Annotated in this window: 1 protein-coding gene; it reads left to right on the top strand. The window is 59.4% G+C overall.

Going from position 1 to position 502, the window contains the following annotated elements:
* Positions 1–143: 143 nt before the first annotated feature.
* The coding region (locus tag GWC77_RS28285; protein ID WP_173262934.1) for a recombinase family protein at positions 144–502 on the top strand (359 nt) is incomplete at its 3' end.

Below are 502 nucleotides of genomic sequence, written 5' to 3' on the forward strand. Positions count from 1 at the left end.
TGGGCACGCATGATGGTTCCAGGGCGTGCTCCGCTGGACCCGATCGTTAGCAGGTCCTCGCCGTACGCACAGTTCTTCGAGCGCCAGAGCGTCATCTATGCACTCGCTGGGATTGCTGTGACGCTCAATGAGCGGAGAACACCATGAACGCGTCGCTTAAAGTTCAAACTCACCACCTCGAACGGAACGCTTACCTTTACATCCGACAATCATCGATGCGGCAAGTCCTCGAGAACGTCGAGAGCACGAAGCGGCAATACGCCCTGCGTGGGCGCGCAATCGCGCTCGGCTGGCGCGACGATCAGATCGTCACGATCGATAGCGACCAGGGCGAGTCTGGTGCATCGGCGTCCTGGCGGGAGGGGTTTCAACGGTTGGTTACTGACGTTGGCCTGGGCCGGGCCGGCATCGTCATGGGTCTGGAGGTCTCACGCCTAGCGAGAAACAATGCTGACTGGCATCGGCTGCTGGAAATCTGTGCGCTTGCAGATACGCTAATTCT

This window comes from Paraburkholderia sp. NMBU_R16 (assembly GCF_013282575.1).
GTDB lineage: Bacteria > Pseudomonadota > Gammaproteobacteria > Burkholderiales > Burkholderiaceae > Trinickia.